This window comes from Enterovibrio norvegicus FF-33 (genome assembly GCF_000286835.2).
Taxonomy (GTDB): Bacteria; Pseudomonadota; Gammaproteobacteria; order Enterobacterales; family Vibrionaceae; genus Enterovibrio; species Enterovibrio norvegicus_A.
Window position 1 is genome coordinate 2,925,562 of the sequence record NZ_AJYD02000038.1, and the last position, 22,685, is coordinate 2,948,246.

Sequence of the window (22,685 nt, forward strand, 5' to 3'; positions counted from 1 at the left end):
AGGAGCAAGCACATCGCGGTATGACGAAATTTTGAGTCCTATTAGTTGAAGATCAGGATGAGGGTGAGAACGTCGCAGTTAACATGGCCGAAAATTAATGGTGGCGAGCGGGGATTATCAGGTCCAATGCGAGGAAGATGCGCTTCAGTTTCTGGTGGGGAAAGGCTGCCAACACATTGTGATGCATAGCAAAGCCATGAGTGATGACGCGCTCACCGCATGGGCGAAAAACTGCCTGGGCTAGTGCTGGTGAATCGCTGTGTGAAAGACATCGCGCCGCAGTGTGTGTGGCTCGATAATGCACAAGGCACGTACTTGGCTACCAAGCATCTGATTGAACACGGCCACCGAGAAATTGCGTATATTTCTTGTGAAATGGCGTTAGATGATAAAGCCGCGAGGTTTGAGGGGTATCAACGTGCGTTGCAAGAGGTGGGAATTGCGGTGAATCCAGACTGGGTTGAAGAGGTGCCGTTTGGCGAGCAAAGCGGTGCAATAGCGGCGACTAACCTTCTCAACAAAGGCTTGCCGGTTACCGCCGTGGTGGCCTTCAACGATTTCTTTGCCGCTGCCGCCATGCAGGTGTTTCGCGAACAAGGCGTGAGCATGCCAGAGCGGTTATCGATTGTGGGGTTTGATGACGTGCTGCCCTCGTGCTATTTCAGCCCTGCACTGACAACGATAAGAGGCCCTATTGAGAGCGCGGGCATGAATGCGGCCAGATTATCGCTAGGTGAACAAACCACCGCGCCGGTGCGCGAGTTCCAGCCAATTTTGATTAAGCGCCAATCGGTGCAAAGGCGTTAAGGCTGAGCGAGTTGGCCCTTTTAGCAGGCCAATCATGCTCTCGCTTCTCTTTTTATCCTTGTTTCTTATCTCGTGACACTGAGCGGCTCTTACTCGACCCGACCTTCCCACCAATAAGACAAAACAACCCGCCATCGCCCATTACTATCCTCTCTATCACATCACTCGTAACAGACTGATAAGCAATTCATTTCTATTAATCGCATTGATTAATGCAGAGGGGATACGGATGTCCAAAACGCTCTTCACCATTGCCATCATTTTATCTTTGATGGGCTGCAATCATTCAACGTCAAACCCAAATACCCGTTCGACGCCCCCTTCCAATGATGCGCCGCCGTCATCAGAGCCCGACACTGAAACTGATACTGATAATCAGGAAGAAGAATCAACGTCATCGTTTTCCATGGAACTAAGAGCGCAACCGTCGGTAGACGATCAACTTGGGCTTATCTACCAACATTTTGACCATACCCTCGACAGAACCGATTCGTTGACAGGCACTGATGACAATCAAGACGGTATTCGTGACGACATTGAAGCCTTTTTAAACATGCTGGAAGTGGAAGAGCCGGTGAGAAATGCCCTCAAACAAAATGCACGTCATGTTCAAGATAACCTTCACTATGATTTCACCGAAGATACGCCAGAGAATGAAGATCTCGCGTTTGAAATCAGTAAGAACTACGTCAAAGTCATTGCTTGCGAGGGCTTTCTAGGCATGCCTGTGCGTGACATGACCAATACGTCAAAGACGCTCGTCGCACTCACCTACAACACCAAAGCACGCACCATGGCATTTCTGGCCTACAACAGGCTGTTAGATGGAAACTACTATAAAATGCTTGACGACAAGGAGGAGTATTGTGAATAAACACCTCATTACGATGATGTTTATTGTTTTAGCATCACAACCCTTGCACGCAGCAACATCGCCATTGTTCACATCGCCCCTGCTTCGCCTATCTTGAACGGTGACTATGTATTATCAAGCAGCGACTTCGTGATAAACGGGTTACAGTTTACCGGCCCCACTAGTGTGCCATTGCCCAATGCCTTACTGCCTATCACCCGCACTGACCCATCAGGTCACATGTTGATTGAAAGTTATTTAGGGCAATCAAAGACACGCACAAAAATAAAAAGTCTGATCAGCAAAGCATTTGCTCGCCTGAGTAAACCAGAGATGGAAGATTACCTGTTCCAACTGAGTTTTGAGTACTCAGCAAACTTTGTACAGCATCATGAAAAAGCGCAATTCGACTTTATCGATTCCAAGAAAGATCGTAAATACTGTGATTTCTTTTGTTATGAGTACCTAACACGCACCTCCGAGCGCGCGACCTATCCTCATATATACGAGCTAAAACCCGCTGAAAATGTCAAACCACTGATTTTTGTGGAAAGAAAGGAAGAACAAGACGAGGAAACAAATAACGAGGATGGCGCAGAGGAAAGTTCAGGCGGCGGTGATGGCGCAGAAACAGAAGAAGGAACCGGTGAAGATATGGAAGGGAAAACGCGTAACATTCATGTTGAAACCTGCCAGAAAATCCCCGAGGAAGGCTCATTCCTGTTTGGCGAATTCTCAAACATTACCGATCTTTCATCACCGTTGGACATGACCAAAAAGCTCAAAGTGATAGACCGATACGGTGATACCTGGATATCCAAAACCCGAGATGTCAGCCCCCGTTATGAAGACGGTTACTCACCCTGCGCAGGTAATGGCGAAAACATCGAAATCATCGCGAGTCAGGCTCACTACACCAGCAAGCAAAAAAGCTATCTCGAGAAAAATGACCTGTCAGGTAACTATCGAACAGGATCAACCGATCTCGACGGAACTTGCATACTGCACTGAGGCGAGTTGGCGAGTACGTATCCATTCTTACTCGCCACTCGACACTGCTCTCCCTCGCCCCTGCTCGTTACGCCATCTCCACCAACGGTGCTTTACCCATCCACTGGCGAATTTTCGACGTGATACGAAATATGTGGCTAATGGTGGCAAAGTAAACCGCAAACAATGCCATGAAGGTGATGAACATAGCGGTTTCATTCACTTGATATAACTCACCCCAAATACCGATACCGGCGAACGAAGCAGCAAGCAGACAAATCGCCACCAAGGTCATACGAGATGACAACCCGATACGCTGACAAATGTGATGCAAGTGCTCACGATCAGGTCTAAACGGTGAATGCCCTTTGCGAACACGACGCACCATAATGGTTGCCATGTCCATGAGCGGTAACGCAATAAACCAAAGCGCAGTCACCGGGTTTATCGAGGTGGAGTGATCGGGCTGAGAGCCGCGGATCAAAAACCACACCACGGTAAAGCCAATCAACATGCTGCCCGCATCACCCATAAACACCTTAAAGCGGGGGCCAAGCGGAATACCAAGATTAAGCAAAACGTACGGAATAATCGCCGCAATCAACATGGCACAGTTCAGCGCAAGAGCGACATCCCCTTGCAACCAAAACATAATACCCAAGGCCCCAAAAGACACTGAGGCCAAACCGCCCAGCAAGCCATCGATACCATCCACCATGTTAAAGGCGTTAATCGCGCCGATCACGGCAACGATAGTCACGGCGTAGCTCACCCAATCAGGCAAATACACAGGCACATTACCGGCAATGTTGCCCAAACTCTCTAAGCTCAAGTTCGCCAACATGATCATAGAAAGCGAAATAGCGCCCTGCACAAACAGGCGCACTTTAAAGCTGATATCGAATTTATCGTCGAGCACACCAATACCAATCAATACCGCGCCACAGGCGAGATACAACCAATCGCTTTGCGCCATATCGATATATAAAAGGGAGGACAGCAAAATCGAACAATAAATGGAAACGCCACCAACAAGCGGAATCGCACCCTTGTGATGTTTACGCTCATTCGGTTTATCAACCAAATTAATTTTCTTCGCCACTTTTCGGAAAACAAAAAGCAGCACAAAAGACAACAGAAATGTTGTTGTGATAGCCAAAGACATAGTGGGTTCTTATTTTGGTTATAGAGACAGGTTACGGATTACGGATTACGGATTATGGATTACGGATTACGGATTACGGATTACGGATTACGGATTACGGATTACGGATTTTCCCAAGGTCACACTGATTTTCAAGCTTTTCCCTGTAATCGGTATTCCTTGCTCTTCCCGTATTCGAGCTCTTCCCCGTATTCCTAGCTCTTACCCCTTATAAACATTCTCAAAGCAGTAATTGGTGGCTTCAATAAACCCTTCGACGCTGCCGCAATCAAAACGCTTACCTTTAAACTTGTACGCCAATACACAACCGCTCTTGGCCTGTTGTAGTAATGCATCCGTTATTTGGATTTCGCCCCCCTTACCTGGGGGTGTATTTTCAATAATATCGAAAATATCCGGCGTCAAAATGTAGCGGCCAATGATCGCCAAATTACTTGGCGCTGTGCCCTGCTCTGGTTTTTCGACCATGTCAGTCACACGCATTAGGTTATCGGTTAATGGTTCACCCGCAATCACGCCGTACTTATGGGTTTCATCGGCTGGCACTTCTTCGACGGCAACAATTGAGCAACGGAACTGCTTATACAACGCCACCATTTGCGCCAGCACGCCTTGGTCGGGGTTAATGCAAAGGTCATCCGCCAGAACAACAGCAAATGGGTTATCACCCACTAAGTCACGCCCCGTTAAAATGGCATGGCCTAGGCCTTTCATTTCACGTTGGCGAATATAGGTAAAGTTCGCTGAATCAATCACACTGCGAATATCATCAAGCAAGGCTTCTTTGCTGGTGCCTGATATTTGATGTTCCAATTCATAGTTCTTATCGAAGTGGTCCATCAAAGAGTGTTTACCACGGCCAGTGACAATACACATGTCCGTCATGCCTGCTTGAATGGCTTCATCAACACCGTATTCAATTAAAGGCTTGTTGACGATTGGCATCATTTCTTTTGGCATGGATTTGGTGGCTGGCAAAAAGCGTGTCCCGTAGCCAGCAGCGGGAAATAAGCATTTTTTTATCATTTTAGTAAAGGTCCTAGTATTTTAGGTCCTAGATCCTAGGTAAGAGAGTCCTAGGGAGAACCTTTGCGACTAATCATTTGTGGGGAAAAGATAAATGGAGTTAAGTCGATATATTTCCTAGGCCCTAGGATCTTCTTTTCCTAGGACCTGAATTTTAATCACTTCCAAACAAATCTCGGGTATAAACCTTGCTGGCTACATCCGCTAATTCTTCTGCCATGCGGTTCGAAACGATCACATCAGATTTCGCTTTAAATGCATCAAGGTCGGCCATGACTTCAGAATGGAAGAACTCTTTTTCTTGAAGTACAGGTTCATACACAACAACTTCAATGCCTTTGGCTTTCAAGCGTTTCATGATCCCTTGAATAGAAGACGCACGGAAGTTATCAGACCCTGACTTCATAATCAGGCGATAGATTCCGACGGTTTGAGGATTCTTCTTTAGAATAGATTCCGCGACGAAGTCTTTACGTGTGGTGTTTGCATCTACTATTGCGTTAATCAGGCAGTTAGGTACGTCTTGGTAATTTGCGCGTAGCTGCTTGGTATCTTTTGGCAGACAGTAGCCACCGTATCCAAACGAAGGGTTGTTGTAGTGGTTACCAATACGAGGGTCTAAACCAACACCTTCGATAATCTGGCGTGCATCAAGGCCATGAGATTCAGCGTAAGAATCCAACTCGTTAAAGTAAGCCACACGCATTGCAAGGTAAGTATTGGAGAACAACTTAACTGCTTCTGCTTCCGTTGAATTAGTGAAAAGTACTTCAATCTTTTCTTTCACTGCACCTTCAACGAGAAGACTGGCGAAGACTCGTGCACGTTCACTTCGCTCACCCACAATAATGCGAGAGGGGTAGAGGTTATCGTGAAGCGCTTTACCTTCACGCAGAAACTCCGGCGAGAAAAGAATATTCTCACAGCCAAATTCTTCCTTAATACGTTGAGTATAACCAACAGGCACAGTGGATTTAATCACCATCACTGCTTCAGGATTAATAGTCATAACATCTTTAATCACAGCTTCAACAGAAGATGTATTAAAGTAGTTATTCTTAACGTCATAATCCGTTGGCGTTGCGATAACAACAAACGCAGCGTTCTTGTAGGCTTCTTCTTTATCCAAAGTCGCTATAAAGTTTAGATCTTTATTTTTAAGGAAGTCTGTAATTTCAGTATCAACGATCGGAGAAATACGATCATTTAGTAACTGGACTTTTTCTTGGATAATATCAACCGCTATAACTTCATGGTTTTGCGCCAATAGCATAGCGTTGGAAAGGCCAACATAGCCTGTTCCGGCAATAGCAATTTTCATAGTTTTCTCGGAAGATTAAGAAAAGTGAACAGTCTGAATGTTTTGTAGGGCTTGGTTTACAATACGTTGAGCGCTCATCTCGGAGTCAGATTCAGCATAACAACGCAACTCGGGGGCATTGCCAGAAGGCCTAAAATGAATGATATCGCCATTCACGAGAGTGATACGCAAGCCATCTGTTTGATCGACAAATTCAACCTGAGCGGATTCAAAACCCAATGCGCTCAAGAATGACGACGGCTGTGCTTGAGCGCTGGCTAAAATCGCTACGCTCTTTTCAGTAGCAAAATTTTGGATACGATCACTGTGCGTAAAGCGTTTAGGTAATAGCTCTACCAACGTAGAAATTGCGATATCCTTGGATGCAGAAAGAAGCATTAATGCGGGAAGCACAGCATCTCTCGTTGGTAGAGCTTTAATGATCTGTCCACCAAACGTTACGTCTGATCCTAAAAGAAAACCGCCATTAGCTTCAAAACCGGCAACACTCTCGTGATTTTTTGCAAGATGATCAAACTCTGCAATCACATAGGGAGAACCAATCTTTGTGCGAGAGGTATGTGGGAATACATTAGATAGCTCGACAGAAGTATTGCAGCTAACCGGCAATGCTAACGCTTCTATTCCTAACTCTTTTGCACACAATAGACCAAGAACATCCCCTCTCAACCAATTACCCTTTTCGTCAGAGACTAATGGTCTATCGCCATCACCATCTGTGGAGAAAATGAAATCAAGTTCATGTTGTTGAAACCAACCAATTGCCTTTAGTTTATCCGCCTCAGAAACAGCTTCAGTGTCGATAGGAACAAACTCATCGCTCCGCTCAAGCGAAATAACTTCTGCCCCCATACTTTCAAACAGTTGTCCGTATAGATCACGTCCAGCACTTGAATGTTCGTAAATACCAATGCGGCGACCTTTTAGAAAGTGCTTATCCAATAGAGAAACATTTCGGTCAAGGTAAGCCTCAGAAGCTTTTGAGCTTACGAACAGTTCTTCTTCACTGACTGAGAGTGAAAATTCAACGTTCGCGTTCAAAATAGCTTGCTCATCGCCTTTGGTGATTTCACCATCTGGGCGGTAAAATTTCAGGCCATTTCGATCAAACGGAATATGGCTGCCGGTGACCATAATACAGGGCATTTTATCTTGCATGGCAACATAAGCCAAAGCTGGCGTTGGAACAACACCATAATAAATTGGTGTTAACCCCATTTGCTTTACCGCACTAACAATAGCTTTCGCCATATCAGGGCTACTAGGGCGATTATCTATCGCGATAGCTACCGATTCGAACTCAAACTGATTACGGACGGAACAAATAAAAGCATGGGTGAAAGCGGCACAAGCTTCCGGAGTAAATTGCTCAACCAAGCCTCTGGCACCGCTAGTACCAAATTGTATGCCTGAGCGCGAGAGAACATTAGACGTCATTAGCATATTAAACACTCTTGAAGAATTGGGGTATTTTTGAAAGGTTTTTGACCAAAATCGCTTTCGCCCAAGGAACTTCACTGTTATTAAGTGCTCGAATATCTTCTTTGGTCTTATGAATAATATTCGAAATACTACGGTTACTTGCTCCGCCTACGCGCATCTTTATTGTGACGGTAGGAACATAGCACAGTGTAATTTCACCTTTCCAGAGATACCTTAGAAGTGAGTCGTAATCAGCAGCGATTTTGTATGACAAATCAAAAAGGCCATGTTCTTCATAAAGTGATTTTTTCATATAGAATGTTGGATGAGGAGGCATCCATCCATATTTCATCGACTCTCGTTTATATTCTTTAGACTTCCAATATCGGAGTACCTTATTGGTATCTAACTTGTCTACATATTGCAAATCAGAGTAAACCGCATCCGCATTACTCTCCTTAATTGTAGATACGATGTCAGCAACAGCATCTTCATAAGCAAATAAATCATCAGAGTGCAAGAAACCTACAATATCACCTGTGGCCGCTCGTATCCCTTTATTAAGCGCATCATAAATACCATTATCTGGCTCCGAAATCACTTTAGATATACGAGTGCAATTTTTAGATATTATTTCTAAAGTCTCATCAGAAGAATTGCCGTCTACAATGATGTACTCAATGTCTGGATATGTTTGTAATTCCAATGAGCGGAGTGTGTCGGTAATGGTTTTCGCACTATTATAAGTCGCTGTGATAATACTAACTTTCATCAATAACCTACGCCATAGTCTTCGATGCGTGTCACATCATCTTCGGAAAGATACGCGCCCGATCTGACTTCAATGAGTTCAAGGGGAATTTGACCGGGGTTTTCAATCGAATGTGCTTCACCAATTGGGATATAAGTCGATTCGTTTTCTGTGAGAAGAAAATGGTCTTCGCCATTTCTGACTTTTGCTGTACCTTTCACTACGATCCAATGTTCAGCACGATGGTAATGCATTTGAGTGGCCGTTTTTTCTCCAGGTTTTACCGTTACATGTTTAACATGAAACCTATCTCCTGAAGCAATTTCGTCATGTGTACCCCAAGGGCGATAAACTTCGCGATGTTGAAGATGCTCATAGCGTTCTAGCGCGCTGAGCTGATTTACGATGCTTTTTACATCTTGAACTTTGTCCTTGTGAGCCACAAGAACAGCATCTTTAGTTTCAACAATCACTAAATCAGTTAGACCAACGGCTGCGACGAGCTTATTTTGGGAGTAAATGTAACTGTTCTTTGTATTCTCAAGAAGAACGTCACCCTGTGCAGCATTTCCATCATTGTCCTTATTGCTCACTTCCCACAAAGAAGCCCAAGACCCTACATCACTCCAGTTGGCATTGAGAGGCACCACTGCGGCGTCATTGGTTTTTTCCATAACGGCATAATCAATAGAATCACTTGGGCATTCAGAGAAAATTTGAGAAGATATGCGGAAAAAGTCCAAGTCTTTTTCGGCGTTTTCCAAAGCAGCTCTACAGACTTCTAAAATCTCTGGTGAATGAGTTTCAAGTTCTTCAAGAAACTTAGATGCTTTAAATAGAAACATCCCGCTATTCCAGTAATAGTCCCCGCACTCACAATACGTCTTCGCGACATCTAAAGCAGGTTTTTCAACAAATGCATCAACCTTGTAAATGCCATCAGCAATACTTTGACCACCCCGAATATAGCCATATCCTGTTTCTGGGTGAGTAGGTACGATGCCAAACGTTACAAGCTTGCCGTCTTCAGCACTTTTCTTTGCACGTTCTATCGATTGAATAAAAGCATCTGTATCTTGTATCACATGGTCAGCGGCCAGCACTAGTAATAGTGGGTCATTACCGTTTTCAATAGCCTTTAATGCAGCCAAGGCAATTGCTGGCGCTGTATTCTTCCCCATTGGCTCTAGAATAATGCCATTATTTTCTATATTCGCTTTTCTTAACTGTTCAGCGACAATAAACCGATGCTCCTCGTTACAAATAAAAATAGCAGGTTGATGCGTTAAGCCTCCTAATCTATTCACCGTTTCTTGCAGCATGGTGGCATCTTTGGTAAGTGATAAAAACTGTTTCGGATATAGCGTTCTAGATAGCGGCCAAAGACGGCTCCCTGAGCCACCTGCCATGATGACGGGTAACAACATGTGTTTTACCTTTTATTATTTGTATAAACCTGAGAAATAGGCCTTAGTATTTCGATGCACTTGATTGCTATTTAATAGTTCTTCGACGTCCCACCACTTATAGTTATTATGCTGATCTTGTGGTAGTTCGGATAATTTGAGGTCAATACTAAGCTGATATCCGAGCACGACATAATGCGTTGAAAAAGTCGTCCCGGAGAAGTTATCTTGATAAAGATGTTGGTAAGGTCCAATAAATTCTGCCTGGCCAATATCAGTCTTTTCACCAAGTTCAATGTAAGTCAGACGCTGAAAAGCGTCATTAAAGGTTTCGTCTTTGCAAATACGCCCACCAGGTACAAACCAATAACCTTGAGCTGGCCGATTGGTTCGGTAACCAAGCAAGACCTGATTGGCGCTGTTACGCACAATCAGATCAATCGAAACTAATGGGGTAGATGCAACGACCGTTTTGAATGTCTCAATGTCTAATCGTTGCGTCATAGCTGTCTAATAACTAGTTACGGAAGGAGTTTTGATTCTCTAAGAACCACTGATAGGTTTTGGTCAAACCGCCTTCTAAATCTGTTGTGAACATCCAACCAAGGTCAGCCAAACGTGACACATCCATCAGCTTGCGAGGTGTTCCATCAGGCTTTGTCGAGTCAAAAGAAACACTTCCTTTGAAACCAATAACTTTTGCCATGGTTTCGGCCATCTCACGAATCGTACAATCGACACCAGTGCCGACGTTGATGTGCGAGAGCATGGGTTGAGTGCACGAGTGATATGTGTCGTCAGAAAGTTCCATTACATGAATACTAGCTGCCGCCATATCATCCACATACAAAAACTCACGCATTGGTGTGCCCGTACCCCAAACGATGACTTCGGAGTCTTTATTGACTTTGGCTTCATGAAAACGACGCATTAATGCCGGAATGACATGAGAGTTATCAGGATGAAAATTATCATTCATTCCATACAGGTTCGTCGGCATAACGCTTCTGTAATTTCGACCATATTGGCGGTTATAAGACTCACAAAGTTTGATACCAGCAATCTTAGCGATCGCATATGGCTCGTTCGTAGATTCCAACTCACCTGTAAGCAATGCAGTTTCAGTCATTGGTTGGTCGGCGAGTTTTGGATAGATACAAGACGACCCCAGGAACAGAAGGTTTTGAACACCATGACGATGAGCTGAATGGATAATATTGCATTCCATCATCAAGTTTTCATAGATAAATTCTGCAGGAAACGTGTTATTTGCGTGTATACCACCAACTTTTGCTGCCGCCAGATACACTTCATCGATATCATGTACAGCAAAAAATGTGTCAACAGCTTTCTGATCCAACAGATCGAGTTCAGTTCTGTCCTTAACTATAAGCTCTACGTCGTTGCGACAAGATAGTTGACGAATAATAGCAGAGCCGACCATCCCTTTATGACCAGCTACAAATACTCTTTTCTTTTTCAAAGCCAATCCCTTAACTCTCTAGAGAAATTGCCACATCGAAGCCATGCTCTTTCAGCAAAACATGCTGCTTTGCTTTGTCGATATCGGAAGCGACCATTTCAGCACACATTTCTTCAACTGTGATTTCAGGAACCCAACCGAGCTTTTCTTTCGCTTTAGATGGATCACCTAACAGAGTTTCAACTTCTGCAGGACGGAAGAATTTAGGACTAACACGAACAATAATGTCACCAACATTTACAGCAGGCACCTTTGCACTATCAACATCTACCACAGTCGCAATTTCATCCACACCTTCGCCAGAAAACTCAAGTGTGATGCCTGCTTCTTTTGCAGATAGACGAACGAACTCGCGTACTGATATTTGCTTGCCTGTAGCGATGACAAAATCATCTGCAACGTCTTGCTGAAGCATCATCCACTGCATACGAACGTAATCTTTCGCGTGGCCCCAATCTCGTAACGCATCCATATTTCCAAGCTGCAAACAAGACTCTAAACCTTGAGAGATATTAGCAATAGATCGCGTGATTTTGCGTGTCACGAAGGTTTCACCACGACGAGGAGATTCGTGGTTAAACAAAATACCGTTACATGCATACATACCATATGACTCGCGGTAATTTACTGTAATCCAGTACGCGTACATTTTTGCCACAGCATAGGGAGAGCGAGGATAAAAAGGTGTTGTTTCGCGTTGTGGGATTTCTCGAACCTCACCATAAAGCTCAGAAGTTGACGCTTGGTAGAAACGTGTTTTCTTTTCTAGGCCATTGATACGAATTGCTTCGAGCAAACGAATCGTGCCAAGCGCATCTACATCTGCAGCGTATTCTGGCGACTCAAATGACACCGCAACATGAGACATTGCACCAAGATTATAGATTTCATCGGGTTGGATTTCCTTAACCAATCGAATAAGATTTGATGTGTCTGTCAAATCACCATAGTGCAGGTGAATTTTGTCGTTAGAATTACAAATTGAATCGATTCGACCAGTATTGTAAGAGGATGCACGACGAATAATACCATGCACTTCATATCCCTTTTCAACAAGGAGTTCCGCCAAATAGGAACCATCCTGTCCTGTGATACCAGTTACTATTGCCACTTTTGTCATTATTACACCTCAAATATTTCTTTAATTTTTTCTTCGTGACGAATGTTAGAGTATCTTTGAAAATAATAATTTCTATTCTCGCAACCTATAGCCGTATAGTTTGATTCAATACACAGCTTCAAAGTATCATAAAGCGAGGAGACATTTTTAGGCTTACAAATAAACGCATAATTTTCATCAAACATCTCCGGTATATACCCCACATCCGATGCAACAACAGCTAAACCATTGTACATTGCCTCGATTATAGATAATGGCTGACCTTCATTATGTGAAGGCAGGATGAATATATCAGAACGACGAAATGTATTATATTTACAAGCTAAACTGACTGGAGGTTCTAATACCTCTATACTGAGCCCTTCAGAAGCAGCATTAATCTCATTCAAAATAGAGGCATCCTGTGGAAGTCCGCAAAACGTCAGTTCCAGTGCACTGAAATCACGCGAAAGCATACGAAAAGCAGAGATGATTTCAAAAACGCCCTTTTCCCTTATTATATTAGAGAAGTAAAGCAATCTAATATTCTCCCCACACTTAACCCATGGTTCCAATTCACTTTCATCAACCTCTTCAATAACATTTTCTAGTATATGAACGCAATCATCCCCCAACAACTTTCCAACTTCATTATCGTGAGACAAGAATATGAAATTTTGAACAAACTTTCTAAGTGTTTTCAGTAACAATAATCTACACATGCTTTTAACAAAAAAATCATGAAAGTCGCCTCGATGTACATGCGTTACAATTTTCATATTATTAAATAAAAACTTAACCCACACAATCATTACTAGATCCCTTAAGAGACCAAAATTCGTCAAAGACAACGAGAAATAGAAGTACGTGGGATTTATTTCTTTCTTTTTTTTAAATGCGTACCTCATGCTGCCAATTAGATTAATTAATACCCTGAATTTTTTATTATAGTTCGACTCTTTACCATAACCTGAATCATAGCAAATCTTGGTTATGTTAAAATGCCGTTCTAAAATATTAACATTAATATCATTGGATATACTTACACCATGCACCACATCTGGAGGAAGTTCTCCAAAAAAAATCAAATCTTCCACGTAGGCCTCCGATAATTATTGGAAAAAAGTAATATAAGCATATAAACAAAAGGATTTGAAAACGTTACTCCACCAAACAAAGGTATGAACAGACCTATAAACATTAGTCGTTTAAATTTTGTTCTCATCATTACAAAGCACAAGAAAAAAATGTATAAAATTGAGATTATCCCTATTTCATAGAACAGTGCACCCCAGTATGAAATGACTTTATCACTTACTGCTCCATACCAAAACAAACCATCACTAAGAGAAGCTTTGTTGCCTGTATAATATGAATAAGTATTGAAGTATCCTGGTAATAAATTATTATCGACAAACCCGTAAAATGACAAATACACCTGCCCAACCCGATCATTAATACTAGCATCCATAAGTATTGCACTAATATCCATACTCATTAGAAGGTCAACAATCTTGAACAAACGGCTACTATCGTCCAGCATGGATTGGCTCACAGAAGCAAGACCCAAAAATGAAGGAATTATTACCAAGGAAAGATACAGCACACGCTTTGGTTCAATTACAGACAGAAGAAAAAATAATAGAAAAACTACTGCCATAGAAGACTTAGCTATAAATATTATAGCCAAAATCATAGAAAAAATTAATGTTTTCTTTGGTTCGAAATCCGGAAGCACATAGACAATCAATACCATAAGGTACAATATTATCCCAAAAAATGTAGGCTCAGGGGTTAGGGAAGTCACTCCTCTATCTAGCGTTGTCCTTGAACTAACCAGCATTGATACTATATCTGGGCTATACAGCTGTAAGATGCCAACTCCAATATAAACAGCAATGGATAATAAGAAAAGTTTTTTTGGAAACCCATATTTTTTAAAATAGACATGAAGGCCGATTAAATAAATCACAGCGGCATAGTAATTTGCAAAACCTCTTAAAATTTCAACACCTCCACTTTTAAATATACCTCCAATCATAGAGATAACTGCAACTGAAAATAAAAACAAAAAGAGGAAAATGAAATGTCTTGGCACTCTTTCGCCTGAAAGAATTGCACAAAATACAAATAAACTTGCAAGTAATATAGAGTAGGGCTGCGTGTCAAGCCCATTTGGAATAGGAGAAACATAGAAGTAAAGGCAAGATATAAACATAACATTACCTAATGTAAGCAATAAGCCATTCTTCGCAAAATTGTTATTTATATCAGTATTCACTATCTCTCAAGAACTCCTTATTTTCCTTAAAATATCTCGTTTTATTCTTGCCATACATATCTCTAAGTACCTAGATAACAGGTTAAAATTTGCGTCTTTGACAATATAACAAAAAGATGGATATGAAAACATCGGATACTGATGCTTGTTTAAATAGTTTATTTTTTCTATAGGAAACTCTGGGTAGATTTCTTCATGTTTAGAAAAAAATTCACTTGCGTCTTCAATCCTTTTTGACGAAATCGATATCGAATCGCTTGACTCTTCAACAAAGTAAGAAAACGCGCCTACATTTAAAGCACTACCATACTCAGTAATGAGTCTTATCCATAGCTCATGATCTTGCCATGCTGGCAACTTACTATTGAAACCCTTTACGTGTTCCAATTTATACTTTTCAATGAAGATTTGATTTCCAATGCCATTTTTATAGATTATATCTTTAAGGCTTATTCTATTAGATCGAGTTAATGATCTTTTACCTATATTGTAATTGCTATATAAGAATGAATGATCATTTAGCCTATCAATGCTATTAACGAACTTTTCAATACGATCGTGTTTAAAATAGTCATCATCATCAAGACCTGTAATATAATAACCTGAAGCAGCTTCTATCGCCACATTTCGAGCATGGCATGCACCTTTCGGACTTTCACTACGAATGTACTTTACATTAATTTTTTTTTCCAACAATGACTCGCAAAAAGTCTTGGTGTTATCGCTTGACCCATCGTCAGATATTATTATTTCAATATTATCGTAGCTTTGGCGGAAACATGAATTTAAAGCCCTCTCCAGTTTTTCCTTTCGATTATGTGTTGTTACATAAATGGAAACGAGAGGTCTTATGTCTTCATTCATTTTAATTTCCTATAAAAGTAATTGTCACTTGAGATGGTAAGTTCACTTAGCTCTGGGTATATAGACTTACGCACAAATCTTCGATAAATTAGAAACTTTACGAAGGATGAAACATAATTTTTCTTACCCTTTTTTTCTTCTGTTTTTTTTGTGAAATTAATTTTCACACTATTATTTTTAGTATCATTTATAACACTAAACTCACTACCGACTCTAACAGAGACCTTGCCCAGTTGATCCTCGTGGAATACCCCAGAAGTCTTAGTGATAATCTCGTCGCCATCAGAGTGCAATGTATATATCAAAACCAGCGCTCTAAGAGACCATAGAGCACTGTTCGGTCCACTATAATCATCTACAACCTGTTTACTATCAGTTATAAATCCTTGAGTTATTGTTCCGTTTTTTAAAATGCCATTTTTGAAATGATATTTGAAAAAATTTGGCAACAGAGAAGAAATCCTATCCTTATCACGCTTCGATGCTTTCAAAGAAAAATATGTTATGAGAGGACATATGGCAGCCAATCTATATGATACACTACGACCAAAATATGGTAATCGCCCACTGCTATCAAAGAAATATTGATATTTTTGAAAAGTATCAGACACCATACTTTCCAAACCTGGGTCAAGGTCACCTCCCGAAATCCTATTTAACCAAAACAATCCGTAGTTAAAACCCCAAGCATTATAATAATCAATCCCACCATCATTCCCATCTTTAAACCACCCAGGTTCCACTTGAAATCCGGAAATTTTTTCGTATTTATTTTTGTCTATGGAATCGAGGAATCCAAAATTATAAAGCACAGCTTCTATTGTTAGCTGAAATATGATCCAGTTATTCTGGGACACATCTTTTTCAGTAGCACTTTTTAGCCAATTACAAACATTTTCTTTCTCAAAATTATTTAGTCTGTCCCATATGAAAGGTTTAGAAATCCAAAGGCTGATAGCTATATCAGATGCCTCGCATATAAGCTGATCATAATCTAAATGGTCTCCCCAGTAATAATCTCCTTTAGTGGTACCATTTACAATGGATTCCCTTACAAAGGTTAGCATCTCATTGAAGCATTCTTTTTCATCGTCTGCAGAGCCATGCATATAATTGAGGTAACTTGAAATTATAGGTAGAAATCTAGACACGCCCTCAATAGAGTCGATATCATTGCCATTTCTACTAGCTAAACCAACTGTCTTTATCCTCGTGTTTCCTATAATTGCCCTAGAAGAATAGCACTTATAGATGTATTCAGTAAGAGAGTTGTAATCTAAAATATCATTGAACTTTAAATCCCCAATACTTTCTTCAAACTCTGCATCACTGTAAAAGCCTGCATTATTTACATAGAGCCTGCCGTTTCTATAATACTTCAACACTCTGCGATATATTTCTTTAGCTTCAATCATCACTTCAGCTCTTTTTTCAAATATGACTTTATCTCTTTTATATTTAGCATACCAATGTGTACCTTAACGTAATCAACTTCCTTGATTAAAATATAATTTAATATCGAAAAAGCCAACAACTCAGTAATCAGGTAAGCAAAACCCGCGCCACGAATACCATAATTTTCTGTTAGTGCATATGAAAGAGCCACTGCCAGAATAGAAACAGTAAAACTCTTGATCACGAGTCTATTCCTAGAATTTTGGAATAGACCTATTTGTCTGTTAGACAAAAATACAAGCACGCTAAACAGATTAGCCACGACTAAAATAGGAAGTACTGAGGCACCTTCTAGATAAGCAATTCCAAATGCATGCTCAACTATTTCGTTTGAAAATAGGAACGAAAACATTATTATCGGTAGCGAAACGAGTATTGGAATTAAAAGCGATACAGAAAATCCAATATTTTTATTATCTTTCCCCTCTAAAGCTTTTGTCAATATCGATATCCCAATCGAGCTGGGTATAAATGTCCACGCAAGAGCTAACGACATCATTGCAGAATATATCCCCAGTGATTCAAACCCCTCCCAATATGCAATGGAACTTATATTAACCTGAGAATAGATAACAACTAACGCGCTTATAAAAAAGAAAGGTAATCCTTCTTTAAAGTAGAATTTAACATATACACTTTGGTCTTTCTTTTTTTTCTCTTCTTCGTTTATGACTTTAAATTTATATATATAAAGTATTATTCCATCTAAAAAAAACGGTATTATAAAGTAAAATGCATCGAGCTCACTATTTACAAGTATAAGTCTAACTGACATAGAAACTGTTTTAGAAAGAAGCGAAGCTTTGGTGTTCTCTTTTGACTTCAACCTCCCATTGAAGTGATACTGCATTATATCTAAGCCAATAAATAAATTAGAAACCACCAGTGAAAACAAAAAAACCGTCACACTTTCATCATTTGTAAATAGATAATAACAGATAGAAAAAATGACTGAGCACAATAGGTATATCGAGACTCTATACCATACTGTTGACCTAATATATTTCAGACTCCTAGAATTGTTTTTTATTGATGTCTGGAAAATTATTTGACTTGCCCCAAACTGCGACACTACGCTACATACACCTGCGATGAAAATACCAAAACTAAACTGTCCTAGTTTTTCAGGCCCAAGATATCTTGATACTATCGTAGTTACTATTAACCCACCAATTAAAAGGAAAAATTTATCTGCAATTAGCCACAATGTGTTTTTTATATACTTATTATTAACCATATTGTTACGTTCGCCCTTTTTCTACTCGCTTGCGTCGTTTTGTTATTGATGGGCTCAATTTAGTTGCTTGGCAGAAAACCATTTTCATATTATTGTCATAGAAATTAGACGAAGTAGAAAGCACTCTGTGCCCACTTAACCTTCTGTTTTTAATTAGCTTATTTCTCTTTGGTCAACAGGCTTCACTGTTGGACTAATCTTCCTGCTTAAAAGTATGGCGAACAAGCACAAAACCCACACCAATCATCCCACCAAGTAGTGTTGACAATATGAAAATCAAAGCGCGCTTCGGCTCTGTCTTCATTTCAGGAACAACTGGGCGGTCAATGACCTTGAATACAAATTCATCTTGCACTTCGGCCAGCATCAAGCTCTTGGTTTGTTCTTCAATGAGTGAGTAAAACGTGCTTTGCATGTCCGCAATGGCCGTTTTTTCCAACTGGGTTTCTAGGTAGACAAGGTTTTGTGTCGTTTCTTTTATGGTGCGCTCACGCATGACTTTGTTAATGTCTGCAATGAGCCAATCCGTCCATTGTTTCGCTAAATATGGCGAATAATGTTTGATTGAAAGCGTATAAAACCCACTTTTTTTATCTGAACCCACGGAAAGGATTTCTTTCACAAATGCTTCATACATTTCTTGTTCAGAAGGCTCAGGACCTCGCAGTCCTTTAGCTTCACGCAACCAGGTATTCGTTTCGGCGTTATACAATTCTTCGTCAAGAATCAGTTCATTCTTGCTTAAGTCCCACCCTTTGGCTGCCATAAGCGGCACCATCAGTTCGTGTTTTGCGATGAATGCGTTCACAAATTGGCGAGATTTAATCACTTCTGCTGCTAAATCGGTTTGTGAGGCTTCTCCGCCACCCAAACTCACACCAGCCAAAGATGCCAAGCCACCAAATTGCGCTGCCATTTTTGAAAGACCACCACTGCTTGATTCTGCGGGCGCCAAAAGCGCATCGGCTTTGTAAATGTTTGGTAGGCTCAGAGCGTAAAACACGCCAGCTGCAGCAAATAGGAATGTGGTTGCGATGATGATCCACTTGCCTTTCCAGAGGGCGGAGAAAAGTTCGCGGAGGTCGATTTCATCGGAAGGTGGAGACGGAAAGTTAACGTCAGCAATATAGCCTGTTTGTGTATCTGTAAGATTCTTATTCATAGTTAGTGGTTTTTGAGTACGGATTACTGATTGCTGGGAAGGGCTAAGAGCCTGGATTAATGAAAACTGATTACGGAATACTGGTAGAACTAAGAGCCTGATTACGGAATACTGGCAGAGCTAAGAGACTGATTACGGGATACTGGTAAGCGCAAATCGCTTGGATTGCTGATTACTGGTTATCGTAGTCGGGTGTGTCTTCGCCAATTCGTGACTTCTTTGTTTTAATGAGCTTTCCTAAGCTTCCGGCGATTGATTCAGCCTCATTGATTTGTCTCAATCCTTCCGTTTTATCGATATATCCGACTTCTATTCCTATATAAATTTGCGTAATAAGTTCTGCGGTTGATGATTTAGCGATGTTGAGAAATCGAATTTGGTCTTTTGGCGAGTCTCTCTCTTCACCTTCAGCAATATTGGACGGTATAGATAAGCCAGAACGTGTAATTTGGTCTCTGAAGCCCCAGTCGCGACATTCCTTCATTAGCTTGTAGATGTCGCAAGAAAGTCGACATGCTTGCTGCCATACCTTTAGCTGCTTAAATCTCATGGAAGTCCTTTTCCAAAACGGAGAGTGAGCATGGATTACGGATTACGGATTACGGGAAAAAGCATGATTACAGAGAAGAACAAAATCGCTCATTCAGTATTCAGTAATCCAGCTTTTCCTGTATTCTGCTTTTTCCGCTCTTCCCTGTATTCCGTAATCCACCTTTTCCGTAATCCCGCTCTGCTATTTCAATGCATTCACCGCTACACCTGTTTGGTAAAGGATCTGCGTGGCTGCTGTCCAAACACTCAGTGCATCGCGGTAGTCGGTATCCAATGGAACGACAACTGTGTCGCCGGCTTTTAGCGCTTCGCTTTGGTTGCCGAACCAGTAGCCGCTGTTTGGTTTGAATACCGAGCCGTCTGCACGAACTACAAAGATGCGATCTTCATCCGCCTGCTTTTTCAAGCCACCGGCTTTGTTGATGTAGTCATCTACGTCCAGCTTGCTGTCTCGTAGGTAGGTAATCGCGACTTGTACTTCGCCCATTACAGAGACTGTGTTGCGGTAGGTCGGAACAAACAAGAAGTCGCCGTCTTCCAGCATGAAGTCTGCCGCGCGGTTGCCCTCGATCACTTCATCAAGCTGCACAACCATGCGGCCGAGTGCTTTGCTTTTGCTGGCTTCTTCTACAAACGCTAGCGTTTTATCTGGGTCGGAAATCATCGAGCCCATGTTGCTGTCTTTGTTAAAGGTTTTCTTCGCGGTTTCTTTACGAATGTCTGCCGCGTAGTTTTCCAACAACTTTTGTTCTTGAAGGCGCAGTGCCTCACGCGTGAATATTGCACCTTGCGAATTTGCAAATTCCGTTAGCCCACCAGCGCGTTGAATGATGTCTTGCAGGGTGTCGCCTTTGCTTACCGCATAATTACCCGGGAAGCGCACTTCGCCTTTTAGCGTTACGGTTGTTTGTTCTTTTACACCCGGTTGCTGTAATACGTTCAAACGGTCACGCGGGGCAATGGTTAAGTTTTCATTTGCGTCACCCAACACGGCGTAACCGAGGTTCAACGGCGAGATCTGCACAGTCGCGCGTTGGGTATCTTGGTTGAGTACCGTTCTCGCGAGTTCTGCATTTAATACATAAGCTTCTGCGTTTAAGCCGCCTGCTGCCGTCACTAAATCTTTCACTGTGTTCTTGTCTGTGATTGGGTAGCGGCCTGGGTTTTTCACTTCCCCCACCACTTCGGCAATCATCGCAGGTGCACCGTAAACTGATTGCTGTTGAAGCTGGAGAAGAACCGATGCCAAGAGTACATTTCGTGTTGACCCTTTGATTTTGTCAATTTGCTCTGCAGTAACTTCTTGCCCTTGATAAATCAGTTTGGCTTGTTGGGTTGAAAGCTGTTCTTCCCCTTCAATTGCCTGTAGCTCTTCGCGCTGCTCGCTCGCCGCTTGCGCTTGTGCTTCTTCCAGTGTTTTTGCTGTTTCTTGTTTGTCGTTGAACGCGTTTAGCGCTTGCCCGTCAAAACGGTTAAACACCAATACACGGTCACGTGATTGCAGCTTAATGTTATCCGCACTCGCTGGGTTCAAAATCGCGTTAGCTAAGTTGAATTGCATCACGCGAATGTCACGTTGTGGATTAATTTCTCGCACCACCAGCGCGTAGCTCAAATCTGCGGTGGCGTTAAATGCGGAATCAACAGAACTAAACAAGTCACTGATGCGCAGGTTTTTCTCCCACTGCATGTAACCCGGTTGCAGTACATCCCCTTCCAGCTGCACAAAGTGTTTGAGTGCATTGCTGCGTTTGGCAATGTCAATTTCGTCGCCGTGTTGAATACGAGTTGAAAGCCCAGCGCGTGATGCTAAATCTAACGTCAGCACATCACGCATGCCTTCTGCGGCTGGGCGTTTTACCAAAACAAATTCACTCAATGCGTTGGCCGTTAAGCCACCTGCCATTTGCAACATGTCTGCATAGGTTTCGCCACGTTTCACTTCATAAATGGCAGGGCGGTTGACTTCACCTTGAATAGACACGGTTTGCGCAACGGGGCCAATAAATACGGTATCCCCGGGTTGCAGGCGGATATCATTGTGTGAATCGCCTTTTAGCAACAGTTCATACATATCTAATGTGCGAATCAGCTTGCCATTGCGCTTCAGTTGAACGTTACGCAATGCGCCAGATTCGCTAAACCCGCCGCTGTAGTAAATCGCTTGCGAAATGGTGGTCAATGCACTGACGGAATACGCGCCTGGTTTATACGCATCGCCCATCACGAAGATTTGCATGCTGCGCATTTCACCCATGGAAATGTCACTGCGAACGCCGATCATTTGTTCTTTAACGCGTTGTGTCAGCGATTCACGCACTTCGGTAAAGTTCATGCCTGCGACTTGCACGGGGCCAAGGGATGGGAAGTTCACCACACCCTCACGGCTTACGCGCAAGCGGTGGGTGTTGTTTTCTTTACCAAAAAGCTGAATGACGATTTCATCACCTGGGCCAACCTGATAATCAGACGGCACGGGCACATCGCTCATTGGTGCGAAAGTGGTTGGAGAACCGGCAAACAAAGACAAACCAAAGCGCGTGAGGGTTTCTTCGTCAGCATTTGCTTTTTGGTTGCTTGGTTGTGTTTGGGTGTCAATTGGGCGGGGTTCGACCACGGGGGCGGTTTGATAGCTTTCAGAAGACGCTGCGCCACTTGGCAAAGCAACGCCATATTGCTTGGCCAATGCTTGCTGTTGATCAGCCGGCAGGCTTTTAAACATTTGCAGTTGGGCCGCTGTTGGGGTTTGGGCGCTAGCAGTAAGGGAAACAAAAGAAGACACCAGCAATGCCCCCAAGCACGCCAGTTTGT

19 protein-coding genes and 1 pseudogene are annotated in these 22,685 nt (G+C 42.1%); 3 read left to right on the top strand and 17 right to left on the bottom strand.

What is annotated here, in order from left to right; all coding sequences use genetic code 11:
- Positions 1-219: 219 nt before the first annotated feature.
- The 3 genes from A1OO_RS21000 (at position 220) to A1OO_RS21010 (ending at position 2,671) form a co-directional block, all read left to right on the top strand.
- Positions 220-807 (top strand): substrate-binding domain-containing protein, encoded by a 588-nt coding sequence (locus tag A1OO_RS21000; protein WP_050998973.1) that lies wholly within the window; start codon positions 220-222, stop codon positions 805-807.
- 229 nt (positions 808-1,036) lie between these two features.
- The gene (locus A1OO_RS21005; RefSeq protein ID WP_017004334.1) at positions 1,037-1,681 is read left to right on the top strand and encodes a hypothetical protein; all 645 of its coding nucleotides are present in this window, start codon (positions 1,037-1,039) and stop codon (positions 1,679-1,681) included.
- Between the two features lie 129 nt (positions 1,682-1,810).
- Positions 1,811-2,671 carry a hypothetical protein gene (locus A1OO_RS21010; RefSeq protein WP_017004335.1) on the top strand — a complete coding sequence of 287 codons (861 nt, stop codon included), beginning with the start codon at positions 1,811-1,813 and terminating at the stop codon, positions 2,669-2,671.
- Positions 2,672-2,738: 67 nt separating this feature from the next.
- On the opposite strand, the gene wecA is transcribed toward A1OO_RS21010, so the two are convergent.
- From wecA to A1OO_RS21095, 17 genes and pseudogenes are all read right to left on the bottom strand, one after another.
- Entirely contained in the window at positions 2,739-3,815 is a 1,077-nt protein-coding gene (gene wecA / locus A1OO_RS21015) for a UDP-N-acetylglucosamine--undecaprenyl-phosphate N-acetylglucosaminephosphotransferase (RefSeq protein WP_017004336.1), read from the bottom strand.
- A 201-nt stretch (positions 3,816-4,016) separates the two neighbouring features.
- The gene (gene galU, locus A1OO_RS21020; protein ID WP_017004337.1) at positions 4,017-4,841 is read right to left on the bottom strand and encodes a UTP--glucose-1-phosphate uridylyltransferase GalU; all 825 of its coding nucleotides are present in this window, start codon (positions 4,839-4,841) and stop codon (positions 4,017-4,019) included.
- Positions 4,842-4,995: 154 nt separating this feature from the next.
- A complete protein-coding gene (locus A1OO_RS21025; RefSeq protein ID WP_017004338.1) occupies positions 4,996-6,162 on the bottom strand; it encodes a nucleotide sugar dehydrogenase in 1,167 nt (388 codons plus the stop codon).
- 15 nt (positions 6,163-6,177) lie between these two features.
- The gene (locus tag A1OO_RS21030; protein WP_017004339.1) at positions 6,178-7,605 is read right to left on the bottom strand and encodes a phosphomannomutase; all 1,428 of its coding nucleotides are present in this window, start codon (positions 7,603-7,605) and stop codon (positions 6,178-6,180) included.
- Position 7,606: 1 nt separating this feature from the next.
- Positions 7,607-8,356: a glycosyltransferase family 2 protein gene (locus A1OO_RS21035; RefSeq protein WP_017004340.1), complete on the bottom strand. Its 750-nt coding sequence runs from the start codon at positions 8,354-8,356 to the stop codon at positions 7,607-7,609.
- The gene (locus tag A1OO_RS21040; protein ID WP_017004341.1) at positions 8,356-9,762 is read right to left on the bottom strand and encodes a mannose-1-phosphate guanylyltransferase/mannose-6-phosphate isomerase; all 1,407 of its coding nucleotides are present in this window, start codon (positions 9,760-9,762) and stop codon (positions 8,356-8,358) included. The genes A1OO_RS21035 and A1OO_RS21040 overlap by 1 nt, the downstream gene beginning before the upstream one ends.
- Positions 9,763-9,777: 15 nt before the next feature.
- Complete coding sequence (locus A1OO_RS21045) at positions 9,778-10,245, bottom strand: GDP-mannose mannosyl hydrolase (protein WP_017004342.1); 468 nt, start codon at positions 10,243-10,245, stop codon at positions 9,778-9,780.
- A gap of 13 nt (positions 10,246-10,258) precedes the next feature.
- Positions 10,259-11,224 (bottom strand): GDP-L-fucose synthase, encoded by a 966-nt coding sequence (fcl, locus tag A1OO_RS21050; protein ID WP_017004343.1) that lies wholly within the window; start codon positions 11,222-11,224, stop codon positions 10,259-10,261.
- 10 nt (positions 11,225-11,234) lie between these two features.
- Positions 11,235-12,344 carry a GDP-mannose 4,6-dehydratase gene (gene gmd / locus A1OO_RS21055; RefSeq protein ID WP_017004344.1) on the bottom strand — a complete coding sequence of 370 codons (1,110 nt, stop codon included), beginning with the start codon at positions 12,342-12,344 and terminating at the stop codon, positions 11,235-11,237.
- A 2-nt stretch (positions 12,345-12,346) separates the two neighbouring features.
- Positions 12,347-13,420: a glycosyltransferase family 4 protein gene (locus tag A1OO_RS21060; protein WP_017004345.1), complete on the bottom strand. Its 1,074-nt coding sequence runs from the start codon at positions 13,418-13,420 to the stop codon at positions 12,347-12,349.
- On the bottom strand, positions 13,408-14,604 hold the full coding sequence (locus A1OO_RS21065; protein WP_017004346.1) for a hypothetical protein: 1,197 nt from the start codon (positions 14,602-14,604) through the stop codon (positions 13,408-13,410). The genes A1OO_RS21060 and A1OO_RS21065 overlap by 13 nt, the downstream gene beginning before the upstream one ends.
- A 6-nt stretch (positions 14,605-14,610) precedes the next feature.
- The gene (locus A1OO_RS21070) at positions 14,611-15,468 is read right to left on the bottom strand and encodes a glycosyltransferase (protein WP_017004347.1); all 858 of its coding nucleotides are present in this window, start codon (positions 15,466-15,468) and stop codon (positions 14,611-14,613) included.
- The gene (locus tag A1OO_RS21075) at positions 15,465-16,883 is read right to left on the bottom strand and encodes a DUF2264 domain-containing protein (protein ID WP_017004348.1); all 1,419 of its coding nucleotides are present in this window, start codon (positions 16,881-16,883) and stop codon (positions 15,465-15,467) included. The genes A1OO_RS21070 and A1OO_RS21075 overlap by 4 nt, the downstream gene beginning before the upstream one ends.
- Entirely contained in the window at positions 16,883-18,160 is a 1,278-nt protein-coding gene (locus A1OO_RS21080) for an oligosaccharide flippase family protein (protein WP_017004349.1), read from the bottom strand. Before A1OO_RS21080 ends, A1OO_RS21075 begins: the two co-directional genes overlap by 1 nt.
- A gap of 193 nt (positions 18,161-18,353) precedes the next feature.
- On the bottom strand, positions 18,354-19,322 hold the full coding sequence (locus A1OO_RS21085) for a Wzz/FepE/Etk N-terminal domain-containing protein (protein WP_017004350.1): 969 nt from the start codon (positions 19,320-19,322) through the stop codon (positions 18,354-18,356).
- A gap of 172 nt (positions 19,323-19,494) precedes the next feature.
- Positions 19,495-19,872 carry a four helix bundle protein gene (locus tag A1OO_RS21090; RefSeq protein WP_017004351.1) on the bottom strand — a complete coding sequence of 126 codons (378 nt, stop codon included), beginning with the start codon at positions 19,870-19,872 and terminating at the stop codon, positions 19,495-19,497.
- A 183-nt stretch (positions 19,873-20,055) separates the two neighbouring features.
- Positions 20,056-22,629 (bottom strand): annotated as a pseudogene (locus A1OO_RS21095) (SLBB domain-containing protein); the annotation flags it as partial.
- Positions 22,630-22,685 lie beyond the last annotated feature (56 nt).